The 12,204-nt window shown below is 61.4% G+C and carries 7 protein-coding genes, 2 tRNA genes, 2 rRNA genes and 1 pseudogene (1 of these 12 only partly in view); 10 read left to right on the top strand and 2 right to left on the bottom strand.

The features are described 5' to 3' along the window. Window positions 1–183 precede the first annotated feature (183 nt). The 5 genes from ACMDCM_RS11510 (at window position 184) to ACMDCM_RS11490 (ending at window position 4,367) form a co-directional block, all read left to right on the top strand. Window positions 184–1,062: a cytochrome c oxidase assembly protein gene (locus ACMDCM_RS11510; RefSeq protein WP_412773682.1), complete on the top strand. Its 879-nt coding sequence runs from the start codon at window positions 184–186 to the stop codon at window positions 1,060–1,062. Between the two features lie 492 nt (window positions 1,063–1,554). Then, window positions 1,555–2,223 carry a Crp/Fnr family transcriptional regulator gene (locus tag ACMDCM_RS11505; RefSeq protein WP_412773681.1) on the top strand — a complete coding sequence of 223 codons (669 nt, stop codon included), beginning with the start codon at window positions 1,555–1,557 and terminating at the stop codon, window positions 2,221–2,223. Further along, window positions 2,220–3,125 (top strand): DUF6537 domain-containing protein, encoded by a 906-nt coding sequence (locus tag ACMDCM_RS11500; RefSeq protein WP_412773680.1) that lies wholly within the window; start codon window positions 2,220–2,222, stop codon window positions 3,123–3,125. The genes ACMDCM_RS11505 and ACMDCM_RS11500 overlap by 4 nt, the downstream gene beginning before the upstream one ends. Window positions 3,126–3,471: 346 nt before the next feature. After that, the gene (locus ACMDCM_RS11495) at window positions 3,472–3,828 is read left to right on the top strand and encodes a DUF3307 domain-containing protein (protein WP_412774733.1); all 357 of its coding nucleotides are present in this window, start codon (window positions 3,472–3,474) and stop codon (window positions 3,826–3,828) included. Between the two features lie 137 nt (window positions 3,829–3,965). Beyond that, entirely contained in the window at window positions 3,966–4,367 is a 402-nt protein-coding gene (locus tag ACMDCM_RS11490; RefSeq protein WP_412773679.1) for a hypothetical protein, read from the top strand. A gap of 91 nt (window positions 4,368–4,458) precedes the next feature. On the opposite strand, the gene ACMDCM_RS11485 is transcribed toward ACMDCM_RS11490, so the two are convergent. After that, window positions 4,459–5,745, bottom strand: coding sequence for a glycerate kinase type-2 family protein (locus tag ACMDCM_RS11485; RefSeq protein WP_412773678.1), 1,287 nt, complete (start codon window positions 5,743–5,745; stop codon window positions 4,459–4,461). Between the two features lie 379 nt (window positions 5,746–6,124). Between ACMDCM_RS11485 and ACMDCM_RS11480 the strand changes: the two are divergent. Further along, window positions 6,125–6,486: pseudogene (locus tag ACMDCM_RS11480) on the top strand (DUF1850 domain-containing protein). A gap of 55 nt (window positions 6,487–6,541) precedes the next feature. On the opposite strand, the gene ACMDCM_RS11475 reads toward ACMDCM_RS11480, so the two are convergent. Next, window positions 6,542–8,593 carry a M23 family metallopeptidase gene (locus ACMDCM_RS11475; protein ID WP_412773677.1) on the bottom strand — a complete coding sequence of 684 codons (2,052 nt, stop codon included), beginning with the start codon at window positions 8,591–8,593 and terminating at the stop codon, window positions 6,542–6,544. Between the two features lie 850 nt (window positions 8,594–9,443). On the opposite strand from ACMDCM_RS11475, the gene ACMDCM_RS11470 reads away from it, so the two are divergent. From ACMDCM_RS11470 to ACMDCM_RS11455, 4 genes are all read left to right on the top strand, one after another. Further along, a 16S ribosomal RNA gene (locus ACMDCM_RS11470) occupies window positions 9,444–10,932 on the top strand. A gap of 232 nt (window positions 10,933–11,164) precedes the next feature. Beyond that, window positions 11,165–11,241: transfer RNA gene (locus ACMDCM_RS11465), tRNA-Ile, on the top strand. Window positions 11,242–11,273: 32 nt separating this feature from the next. Continuing rightward, window positions 11,274–11,349: transfer RNA gene (locus tag ACMDCM_RS11460), tRNA-Ala, on the top strand. 433 nt (window positions 11,350–11,782) lie between these two features. Then, window positions 11,783–12,204: ribosomal RNA gene (locus ACMDCM_RS11455) — 23S ribosomal RNA — on the top strand; it runs 2,398 nt beyond the window's last position. Together the 16S and 23S rRNA genes with 2 tRNA genes alongside form the textbook arrangement of a ribosomal RNA operon.

The following is a 12,204-nucleotide window of genomic DNA, read 5'->3' as shown; positions in this document are numbered from 1 at the left end:
CTCGGCTTGGTGTTCAGCGCTCGCGATACGAACGCGGCGTGATTATTCGAACAGATCACAAATGCGTCAATTCGCGCGAATATCGCATTTTGTCTTATCATGTCCGCATTTCGATGGGTGGACGGCCGCCCCGCATCGATCTACACCCCATGCCGGGATGGCATCGCGGGAGAGATCGAAATTATGAAGCCGCGCAATTGGAAGCACCTGAACGTTCTCCTGCCCTCGTTCGTGGCGCTCGGCATTATGCTCGGACTCGTCGCCTATTCGCCGGAAATATATCGCGTGTTCTGCAGTGCGACGGGATACGGAGGAACGACGCAACGGGCATATACGGACCCGGCCGTCACGTCCGACAAGACCGTTACGGTTGCGTTCGACACCAATGTGGCGTCGGATCTGCCGTGGCGGTTCGAGCCGGAGCAGCGTTCCGTGGATGTTCATCTCGGCGAGCAGAAGATGGTTTTCTTCAAGGCCGAGAATCTCAGCAACGAGTCGATCGTCGCCCACGCGACATACAATGTCACGCCGAACACCAGCGGGCCTTATTTCAATAAGATCCAGTGCTTCTGCTTCAACGAGGAGCGCCTCGACCCGCATCAGAAGATCGAGATGCCGGTCGTCTTTTTCGTCGATCCGGCCTTCGCCGAGGATTCGGACAACAAGGCCGTCAATACGATCACGCTCAGCTACACGCTTCTTCGGTCGGTGAATCCATCGCAGAGCAAGAACCTGGCGCGCTTCCTTCCCAATGCGCCGCCTGACCCGGTCCACGGCAAGCAGCTCTTCAGCGAACGATGCACGGCATGTCACGCGCTGGATGCCGACAAGGCAGGTCCCCGGCTGGGCGGCGTGGTGGGCCGCAAGGCGGGCACCGTCCCTGGCTATCATTATTCGTCCGCGCTCCAGAGCGCCGGTCTGGTCTGGTCGCGGGATAATCTGGACCGTTGGCTGGCCGATCCGAAGAAATTCGTACCCGGCGCCCGCATGCCGGTGCGCGTGCTCGACGTGCCTTCTCGCCACGATCTCGTCGCCTACCTGCAGACGGTGAGCCAGGAGTAAACCTCAAGCCGGCTCAACCGATGCCGTCTTGGACAAAGAATTCTAGTGTTCCGATTCCGGAAGGGGCTCTAAATTTTGATTCGACGCGTTTTCTTCACGCGAACCGGTAGCCATCCTCAGACCAAGCCCGAGGACATGCTTCGCTCGAAAACGCTATAGCAACCTTATGATTCCAGCGGGTTCGGGTTCAGAAGCTCGCTTGAGGGGCTTGCAGAGAGACCGAAGCGAACGTCTGAACCGCCCCCGCCGCCCCCGCCGCCCCCGCTAGGTCGATTTCGGAAAGCCCTCGACGCCGGACTAAACGCCTTCCCTGCGAGGCGAGGGGTTGGCGGCCGCGCGTCGGCGAGCGGCATTTTAGCCGAGTTATTGAGTTATAATCCCGTATATAATGCCCGTTGCTTCCCGAATATCATGCCCGGCGACGGCGTCCCCGGCGGCCGCCTGAAAGACCGTCGTCAACCTCATCGCTTCAAGGAAATTGGCTGGACCGCCATGGACACATCACATTTAGCCGACCATCTCGGAACGATCGGCAGCCTGGCCGCCTCGTTCTTTGTGGTTGCCACCTACACCATGCGGACCATGATTCCGCTCCGGGCTTTCGGCATGCTGGCCAATCTCGTGCTGATGATCACTGCGGTCCCGCTTCACAACGTCCTGCAGTTCGGGCTTCACGCCGGGCTGTTCTGCCTTAACGGCTATCGCCTGCACCAGATGCTGCTGCTCGTGCGCGAGGTGAAGAAGTCCGTGAACAGCGACCTGTCGATGGATTGGCTGAAGCCTTTCATGACCGAACGTAAATGCGAGGCGGGCGACATGCTGTTCTACAAAAACGAGAAGGCCGAGAGCATGTTCTACATCGTCAGCGGCCGCTATCGCCTGGTGGAGTCCGGCATCGAGCTTCCGGTCGGGGCCATTGTCGGGGAACTCGGGATGCTGTCGCCTTCCAACGAGCGCACCCAGTCGCTCGAATGCATCGAAAGCGGCACCGTGCTCAGCGTCAGCTATCGCCAGGTGGAACAGCTTTACGTCCAGAATCCCGAATTCGGCTTCTACTTCCTGCGGCTGGCCAGCGCCCGGTTGTTTCAGAACATCGGCAAGCTCGAGGAGCGGCTGGCGGAACGTACAGCGCCGGCGACCGCGACACCCGAGCTGGCATGAATCCCGGCGTTCCAAGAAGCACCGGCGTTCTTCCCGCGATCCGCTCGATTTTCGCAGATGTGCTCGGCGACGACGACGATCCGATACCGGTGCTGCCGGCGGGCCTGCCCGACTGTGTCAGGCCGGTCGCGGCCGATGCCGTGCATCGCCTGATCGATTATCAGGGACCGGGCTACGCGCAGCTTTACGTCGCCCGGCTGAGGCGCTTTATCGGCCGGCGCAACGTCGATGACGCGGCATTTGCCGAGATCACGCGGCTGATGGCCGCGCGCATGGCATATGATGACGCGATCCGGATGGCGCAGCTTAAACTTGCCGAGGCTGAAGCGGGGCAGGGCGTTCCGCCGGACGATGTCCGCAAGCTGCGTCTTGATGAGCTGGTGTCGTTGCTGCCGGAAACGGCGGCCGATTACGCGCTGTGGATACTGCAGTATCCGGGATGGCTACATCTGCCGGTCACCATGCGGTTCAGCGCGGCGGGCCGATTGCGGCGTCGCCGCCTGCGGATCGAAGCCTCGCTCAAGCGCTGGCGGTTGTCTTCCTTCCGCTATGCCAGAGAGCGCGCCTGGGTCGAGCACTGGCTGCACATGATCGATCGCAGCCTGACGAAGCAGCCTGCCGCAGTCGCCGCGGTGGTCGCGACAGCCGAGATGGTGCGGGGTCACGGCGATGGTTACGCGCGGAGTCTGAAGGACTGGAATTTGATCGTCGATCATCTCATTAAACCGACGCTCGACGGCGCATTGTCCTGTCCGGATCTGGCGGGCGCCATAACAGAGGCCCGCGCAGCCGTGAGTTCGGACCCGCGGCAGGAATCCTTGAAGCGCGTCATCGCCGGGATCAGGGAGCGGGTCGGAGCCGGCGCTCGCGCATCAGCGCCGGTTCTTCCGAATCCGACTTGACCAGGGTGCTCGCAAGAAACCGATGCAAATGTTAGAACCTGTTCACTACAGCGTTTTCGGGCGAAGTGGAATCCGGTTCGCGTGATTTTATAGTTCTAGAGCCTTTCCGCTTCTGATGGAATCAGAAGCGGGCTCCATGATTTTTGATTTGACGCGTTTTCTTTACGCGAACCGCGTATCCACTTCGCTTGAAAACGCTCTAGCGTGGTTTAGGTTCGGAAGTTTGCTTGACGGACTCGCAAGGGGCGATGAAGCGAACTTCCGAACCCACACACTAACAAGGGGCGTCCGCGTGCTGCTTCCCTCATTGTCGTCGTCGATCGCGGTAGGTCCGCTGGCCGGCTGGATGGCCGTGCTGACCGTCAAGCACGTGATCGCCGATTTCGTGCTGCAGAATTCGTGGATGGCGGTCGGCAAGGATCAAAAGACCGGCTGGGCGCTGCCGCTGCTCGCGCACTGCCTTGTGCATCTGGCGCTCGCGCTGCTGCTGATTTTGGTGATCGCGCCGCGCTTCTGGTTCATCGCCTTTATCGATTTTGCGATCCATATCGTCGTGGACCGCGCCAAGGGCTTCCTCTCCTCGACCTTCGAGGTGACCCAGGAGCGTCAGCACCCGTGGTTCTGGACGCTGATCGGCGTCGATCAGGCGCTGCATCATCTTACCGGCTTCGGTCTGTCGGTGGTCATGGCCTTCAACGCCTGACCCGGCACAGCATCCGCGAACATGGCCCGCATTCCGATTCGGAACCGGATTGCAAGGCGGTCGGGCAGCTCTTTGTGCGGGTGGTTAACTTCTCGTTAGGAAATTGCGTTGCATCCTCCTGATCCAGGAGAGTCTCCATGTGGTCGAGTCAGGACGCTTTCGAGAACGACATATGTCCAGTCAAGGATGATCTGTTGGGCGCCATGTATCGTTCCAACGAGCATGGGTTGCCGCAGCTCATCGCCAGCGTTGCTCCGGATGTACGAGCGATGCTGGCACTGTTCTGCTACCGCCGCAGCCACCTGCATACGCTGGCGCTGTCGATCGCCTCGAACTGCTCGGAGCGCGATCTGATCCAGCTCGGCGGCCGCGTCGGCTCCACGCTGTTCGCGTTGTCGCGTGAGGCACGGCAGCCCCATGCGGCGCCGGCATTGCACGGCCAACGCAAGCCGATCACGCTATCGACCAGACCGCTCAGCACGTTCGCTCCGCTCGATGACCAGATCGACGACGACGAGGCCGCGCTGATCCCGGCGTAGCGCTACCGCTGCATAGGCATCAGGCGTAGCGAAGACGTTAAAGACACCCGGGGCGCTCCTGTCCTGCGGGCTGCCCGGACTGTCGCGCCAATCAGGCGGCATCAACCAGAATGACGCGGATGTCGTTGACGTTGGTGAGCGTCGGACCGGTCAGCAGCAGGTCGCCGGTGGCGGCGAAGAACGCGGTGGCGTCGTTGTTGGCGAGATAGGCGAGGGGATCGAGGCGTTGCGCGCGCATGATCGCAAAGGTGCGGGCATCGATGATGGCGCCTGCGGGATCGTTCGCGCTGCCCGCGCCGCCGTCGGCGCCGTCGGTGTCGGCCGCCAAGGCCGAGATGCCGGGCGTGTCCTTGAGCTGCGATGCCAGTGACAGCGCGTATTCCTGGTTGGGGCCGCCGCGTCCATTGCCGCGCACCGTCACCGTAAGCTCGCCGCCCGACAGGATCGCAAGTCTCCGTCCGTCGGCGCGCGCCTTGAGCGCCACTTTCGCATGATCCGCGGCGACATCGCGGGCCTCGCCTTCGAGATCGGCGCCGAGGTCGAGCACCTCAAAGCCAGCATCGCGCGCGAGTCTGACGGCTGCGGCGAGCGAAGCACCGGGGCGCGCGATGATGTCGAAGCGGGCGCGCGCGAAGGCGGCGTCGCCCGGCTTGCAACTCTCGTTGGCCGGATCGTTGAGGGCGCGGATGACGGCATCGTCGAGCGTGAGATTGTGCTTTGCGACCAATGTGCGGGCGTCAGCCAGCGTGGTCGGATCGGGCACGGTCGGGCCGGAGGCAATGTCGGCCGGTTTGTCGCGCGGCACATCCGATATCGCCAGCGTCACGATGTCCGCGCATCGTCCCGCCCGCGCCAGCCGCCCGCCCTTGATGCGCGACAGATGCCGCCGCACCGTGTTGACGTCGCCGATCGGCGCGCCGGATCGAAGCAAAGCGCGGTTGGCCTGCTGCTTCTGCGCGAGCGATACGCCGTCCACGGGCGCGATCCAGTTGGCCGATCCGCCGCCCGACAGCAGGACCAGCAGCAGATCGTCGGCGGTCGCACTGCTCGCGAGCCTCAAGCTGAGATCGGCACCGCGCAGGCTCGCCTCGTCGGGCACGGGATGGCCGGCCTCGATTACCCCGATGCGGCGTGTCGGCACGCCGTGGCCGTGACGTGTCGTGGCCACGCCGACCAGACGTTCGGGGCCGAGCCTCGCGGCATCGAGGTAATGCCGTTCCACGACCGCGGCCATGGCGGCCGCGCCTTTTCCCGCGGCAAGGCAGATCACGCGACCTTTCGGGGCGCGCGGCAGGTGCGCATCGAGAATGTTATCGGGATGAGCGGCGGCCACCGCCGCATCGAAGATCGCGCGCAGCAGCTTGCGGTGGTCGGTCATGGCTCGGATCTTGCGCTTGGTCGGTGCAAAAGGACGACGGGTTGAACAAGCCGTCCGTTATCCGCCGGATTCGGCCGCAAGGAAACCCGTCTGGACGTCGGAACGATATTGAACCGCGCCGCACGTGTGACGCTGGCACGCAAGAACAGGCCGAAGTTCATGGAGGCGGATGTCCGGATATGCGCGCGCGATCCGCATGCGCGTTCGCCGGCGCCTTCACTCATACCAATGTCTAAAGCGGTTTTCGTCGTACCGCGTTTGTCGCCGCGCTCTGCCTGCTCGGCGAATTCAAATATAGCGATTGGGTTGGCTACGGGCTGGCGTTCGCGGTCGTGACCTGGCAGTGGCGGCGCGGATCCCGCCACTCGACGGCTGCGACATGAGCCTTTGCCTCATTTCGGCGGGCGTCACCAAGACGCTGGCGCTTGCAGCGTTCACGCCGGCGTGGACCCATTCGATCGAGAAGACCGGCTGGCAGGAAGACTGGCGCGTCACGCCGCGCGGTCTCGAGCTGGTGGAAGCGCGCGTGAAGGGCTCGGGCGCCGGCATGGAGCCGCCGCCGGAGGCGCGACTCCGTGATGGCTGGTTTGAATGGCGACCGCAGCGCGCTCCGATGCCGCAACTCCTGCTCGGCAATTCCGGTGTGGCCGGCTGTGCGCGGACGGAACGTGTCGTACCTTGTCTGAAATCCTGGGCCATCCCGCGGGAGTTCACGTCACGACGCTGCGCGCATGTGAGTAACCCTCACCCTGAGCCCCCAATGCGGATCGTTTTTCTCCCGGCTTGATCACCCGCCTCAGCGGTTGGAGACCTGCCGGGCCTGGGACAGGACAGGGGTGCCCGTCGCGTCGGAGACCCGGGCGCCGGCATTGCGGCTGTTCATCATCGCGTCGATCCGGTCGCGCTCTTTCTCGAAGCTGGCAAGGATCGGACCCTCCAGCGACCGGCCGCGCGGAAGCCTGACGCGCATGGGATCGACGAAGCGGCCGTTGACCAGAATTTCGTAGTGCACGTGCGCTCCGGTGGAGCGGCCGGTCGAGCCGACGAAACCGATCACCTGTCCCTGCCGCACCCGCTTGCCGGGCACAATGCCTTTGGCGAAGGCTGACATGTGGCCGTAGGCGGTCTCATAGCCGTTATTATGCTTGATGCGGACGTACTTGCCGTAGCCGCCCTCCCATTCGGCCTTTTCGACGACGCCATTGCCGGCTGCGAAGATCGGCGTGCCATACGGCGTGGCCCAATCGACGCCGGTATGCATTTTCACGTAGCCGAGGATCGGATGGCGCCGAATGCCGAAGCCGGATCTCATAACGGCGCTGGCGACCGGCTTGCGGACCAGGAATTTCTTAGCGCTTTTGCCGGTCCCGTCGTAGTAGTCGACGGTCGCGTCGTCGGGGGTCTGGAAGCGATAGTACTTCTTGGTCTCGCCGCCCACGGTGAGCGAGGCATAAAGCACTTCGTTCTTCTCGGTCGCCGGCGTTCCCTCGTCGTCACCGGCATAGAAGACGTCGAACGAATCGCCCGGCTGGACCTTGCGCTGGAAATCGACGTCGTAGGAGTAGATGCGGACCATGTCTTCGATGACCGTGGGTGGCACCTTGTCGCGCAGCGCGGTCTCGTAGATGCTTTGATAAAGCCGGACCCCGCTGCCGTCGTCGTTTTCGTTGTCGCTGGGATCGGCAGTCTCCGCGACCGAATTCATGCTCGCAACGTCGACCGCGACGTACTTGCCGAGGTCCGACAGGGCGGCGACGGCCTCGATCGTCGAATCGTTTGCCACGATCACGCGATAGGGTTGAAGTCGCTGGCCCGGGGCTGCGGGCGCCATCAGGATGCGCAGCTTCTCGCCTTCCTTAAGTCCGCCGTCGCGCCCGTGCGGCCCGAGCGTTGCCGCGATTGCCCGTGCTTCTTCCGGTGTCGCGCCCTGGTCGCGCAGCACGGAAATGACGGTGTCGCCTCGCTTGACCAGATGCACGCGCTCGGCGACCGGATTGCCGCCGGTCGACTGCTCCCTGGTCTTCGGAAGCAACGTCACGTTTTCGGGGACGATGCGGGCCTCGAATCCGGCATAGGGATCGACGCCGCCCTCCGCGGCGTAGGCCATCTTGATGCTCGACGTTGCGCCGCCGACATCGGCCGTCGCGTTGGCCATGGTGTAGCGCACGCCGCCGTTGCCGCGCCAGTTCGAGGCATCGCGCACCCGCATCAGGACTTCATCCAGCGGAATCGTTGCTGCGATCTTCGCCTTCGGCAGGATCGGGGCGAGATCGCGGGTCACGAAGGAGACTTCCGCGTCGGGTTCGGCGGCCGCTGCCGCGCTGGCATCTTCGGAGACGGCCGGGCCGGGACTTCCGACGTCGGAGAGCAGCCGCTGGGCGTTGAATGGCGGAATCTTTGCGCTGAGGTCGCTGGTCGCCATCGACAGGTTGCCGGATACGCGAACGAAGGGCCGCACGCGCATCACGTCGCGATTGCCGGCGCGGGTTACGGTTGAGACGCGGATGACCTGCCTTGCGGCAGCGGCCTCGCTCGGCGGCGGCAGGCGGTCGCTTTTGTGAAGACTGGTCTGGTGGTCGCCGGCCCCGAACGAGCCGCGCAGCGTGCCTTCCACCCGCTCCGGCATGCGGGCAAACGTGGTTTCGCCGTCGAGCGAGGCGAAAACGGCGCCGCCGATAAGGGCCGCGCCGCACAGACCTGTCAGGATGGTGCCGCTGAACCACTGCACCGAGATACGGCGACGGTCGATCACGGCGGCTTCGGATCCGTCGGCGGAAAGCGGCGGCTCGTGGCCGAGATCGATGATCCCGGTCTCGCGTCCGTAATGGCCACCGCGCGCCGTATTCAATCCGCCGTCTCCCCCCGATGTCCGCCCGCGTCCGGCGAAATTCCCTGCACCTCGCGAACCGGCGCCCCTACGAAAGGAACGGCGCGGGAAGCCGCGGATGCTTCATGCTCGTCCGAGACTCACGCCGTGTTGCGCGCAGTCCCGAATATCAATGGCGCCTGAACCCCTTGATGCGTTGCGGTCACCTGGATGAGGCGATGCGCTTGAACGATCGCCCTCTCTTGAAACCACCGTGTCCTGAAGCTGCCGGCCGATGCCCCCTAGCAATCGGCGATTCAAGACTTAACTCTTTGTGAGAACGTCGCAGGAATGTGGCTCAAGTACGGCGTGGGTCGCCGGCGGATCCTGGTTCTTCGCGCTGCGGAATTGTTTGTCCACGTGCAACAATTTGTTGACGATGGGCGTTGACAAGCGTCCGGGGGTGAGACTATAACCCGCCCACTGAGCGCGGCGCTGCTTCGGGTTTTGCCGAGGCATATTGCTACGCCTGTGAAGCTCCTCACTAGGTTGAGTGAATCAACAGCCGACACCCGTCGGTTGTTGTTTGTCGTCCGGTGAGTGTTTCACGAGGCTTCCAGGGATGGAAGTTGGGTCTCCGGACCCGGGCTGTTTGACAAGTGAAGATGAAGAAAGAGAAACGTGGACGGCGGAGTCCTTGCGGGTTCTGACGAGCGGAGGGCTTCGGCCTTTTGCGGATCGGGACCGGACGAAAGACTTCGGCGGTACACGTTTCAAAGGTTACACCATGGTCTCAGCAATGAGATCGCGTTGTCCGCGATGTGAATCGCGTTCAATGATTATGGTGGGACCTCGTCAAACGTTGTGATCAGCCGGTTCAAAGTTTCAAGTCCAACTTGAGAGTTTGATCCTGGCTCAGAGCGAACGCTGGCGGCAGGCTTAACACATGCAAGTCGAACGGGCGTAGCAATACGTCAGTGGCAGACGGGTGAGTAACGCGTGGGAACGTACCTTTTGGTTCGGAACAACACAGGGAAACTTGTGCTAATACCGGATAAGCCCTTACGGGGAAAGATTTATCGCCGAAAGATCGGCCCGCGTCTGATTAGCTTGTTGGTGAGGTAACGGCTCACCAAGGCGACGATCAGTAGCTGGTCTGAGAGGATGATCAGCCACATTGGGACTGAGACACGGCCCAAACTCCTACGGGAGGCAGCAGTGGGGAATATTGGACAATGGGCGCAAGCCTGATCCAGCCATGCCGCGTGAGTGATGAAGGCCCTAGGGTTGTAAAGCTCTTTTGTGCGGGAAGATAATGACGGTACCGCAAGAATAAGCCCCGGCTAACTTCGTGCCAGCAGCCGCGGTAATACGAAGGGGGCTAGCGTTGCTCGGAATCACTGGGCGTAAAGGGTGCGTAGGCGGGTCTTTAAGTCAGGGGTGAAATCCTGGAGCTCAACTCCAGAACTGCCTTTGATACTGAGGATCTTGAGTTCGGGAGAGGTGAGTGGAACTGCGAGTGTAGAGGTGAAATTCGTAGATATTCGCAAGAACACCAGTGGCGAAGGCGGCTCACTGGCCCGATACTGACGCTGAGGCACGAAAGCGTGGGGAGCAAACAGGATTAGATACCCTGGTAGTCCACGCCGTAAACGATGAATGCCAGCCGTTGGAGGGTTTACTCTCCAGTGGCGCAGCTAACGCTTTAAGCATTCCGCCTGGGGAGTACGGTCGCAAGATTAAAACTCAAAGGAATTGACGGGGGCCCGCACAAGCGGTGGAGCATGTGGTTTAATTCGACGCAACGCGCAGAACCTTACCAGCCCTTGACATGTCCATGACCGGTCGCAGAGATGTGACCTTCTCTTCGGAGCATGGAGCACAGGTGCTGCATGGCTGTCGTCAGCTCGTGTCGTGAGATGTTGGGTTAAGTCCCGCAACGAGCGCAACCCCCGTCCTTAGTTGCTACCATTTAGTTGAGCACTCTAAGGAGACTGCCGGTGATAAGCCGCGAGGAAGGTGGGGATGACGTCAAGTCCTCATGGCCCTTACGGGCTGGGCTACACACGTGCTACAATGGCGGTGACAATGGGAAGCAAAGGGGCAACCCCTAGCAAATCTCAAAAAGCCGTCTCAGTTCGGATTGGGCTCTGCAACCCGAGCCCATGAAGTTGGAATCGCTAGTAATCGTGGATCAGCATGCCACGGTGAATACGTTCCCGGGCCTTGTACACACCGCCCGTCACACCATGGGAGTTGGTTTTACCTGAAGGCGGTGCGCTAACCCGCAAGGGAGGCAGCCGACCACGGTAGGGTCAGCGACTGGGGTGAAGTCGTAACAAGGTAGCCGTAGGGGAACCTGCGGCTGGATCACCTCCTTTCTAAGGATGGCCCTTCAGAAGCGCTCACGCTCTTCTATCGGGTCTCTTGGAAACATCAGTGGCCGGCGATCGCCAGATCGTCGAGCTGCATTGGCGGGATTTCGCCGTCTTCGTTTCTCTTTCTTCGCGGACGAACACGCGCCAGGGGCGGCCGTGGCGATCGACGTATCATGATGGCTTCATCTCGCGATGACGTCATCGGGATCGCTCGCCGGCAAGTCTCTCGTCGTAGGGGCTTGTAGCTCAGTTGGTTAGAGCGCGCGCTTGATAAGCGTGAGGTCGGAAGTTCAAGTCTTCCCAGGCCCACCATCTTGTCGAGTGCTGCATTCGTCTTCTGGTACGGGGCCATAGCTCAGCTGGGAGAGCGCGTGCTTTGCAAGCATGAGGTCGTCGGTTCGATCCCGTCTGGCTCCACCAGATGGTTTGATCGATCGGCTTGCTCCTTGCAGGTTTCTGTATCGCCGTCCGCGAAAACATCGCTTCGCATGGCTCCATCCTTTAACCGGTGGACGTGCGGGATTTCTGACATCGTAAAGAGGAGATCGATCCGAGTCTGGATCGCAGGTCGTGCCGCCAGGCATGGTCGGCGTTCATTCACTATCTCCAGGTCATTTCGGCGCCCGTTTATGTCGCAACGCAAGTTGCAAGATGAGCGGGTTGTAAATGATCCTGTTGGCGAAGCTTGACCGCCTCGCCATCGGTTCGATCTTACGAAGCAAGCTGGTCTTTCTAATCAATGTCCAGCCGCATGCAGCATTCATCGAGGGTGCGTGCCGAGGGGACTTTCGGGTCCCGGACGCAAGTGTGCGGCCAACATTCTGCCGAGTGTGTGGATATTGATAATGAGAGCAATCAAGTGCCTTAAGGGTGTTCGGTGGATGCCTTGGCGCTGAGAGGCGATGAAGGACGTACTACGCTGCGATAAGCCGTGGGGAGCTGCGAAGAAGCTTTGATCCACGGATTTCCGAATGGGGAAACCCACCTTCGATAGCCGAAACTCTAAGCTCATGATGACGCAAGTCGTCGTGGGTTTGGATTTTCGGTTATCAAACGAAGGTATGAGACTTCTGAATACATAGGAGGTTTCAAGCGAACCCAGGGAACTGAAACATCTAAGTACCTGGAGGAAAGGACATCAACAGAGACTCCGGTAGTAGTGGCGAGCGAACCCGGACCAGGCCAGTCATGAATGTGAGACAACCAGAACCTGTCAGGAAAGCAGGGCCTCAGAGGGTGATAGCCCCGTATGGGTAATGCAAGCATTCATGCTCG

It is taken from the genome of Nitrobacter sp. (assembly GCF_047149785.1).
Taxonomy (GTDB): Bacteria; Pseudomonadota; Alphaproteobacteria; order Rhizobiales; family Xanthobacteraceae; genus Nitrobacter.
Note: the sequence above shows the minus strand (reverse complement) of the source record. Positions and strands in the feature narration are given on the sequence as shown.

Coding starts and splice junctions, on each gene's coding strand:
- ACMDCM_RS11500 (WP_412773680.1), top strand. CDS start 2,220: ATGAATCCCGGCGTTCCAAGAAGCACCGGCGTTCTTCCCGCGATCCGC.
- ACMDCM_RS11510 (WP_412773682.1), top strand. CDS start 184: ATGAAGCCGCGCAATTGGAAGCACCTGAACGTTCTCCTGCCCTCGTTC.
- ACMDCM_RS11495 (WP_412774733.1), top strand. CDS start 3,472: ATGGCCGTGCTGACCGTCAAGCACGTGATCGCCGATTTCGTGCTGCAG.
- ACMDCM_RS11505 (WP_412773681.1), top strand. CDS start 1,555: ATGGACACATCACATTTAGCCGACCATCTCGGAACGATCGGCAGCCTG.
- ACMDCM_RS11490 (WP_412773679.1), top strand. CDS start 3,966: ATGTGGTCGAGTCAGGACGCTTTCGAGAACGACATATGTCCAGTCAAG.
- ACMDCM_RS11485 (WP_412773678.1), bottom strand. CDS start 5,745: ATGACCGACCACCGCAAGCTGCTGCGCGCGATCTTCGATGCGGCGGTG.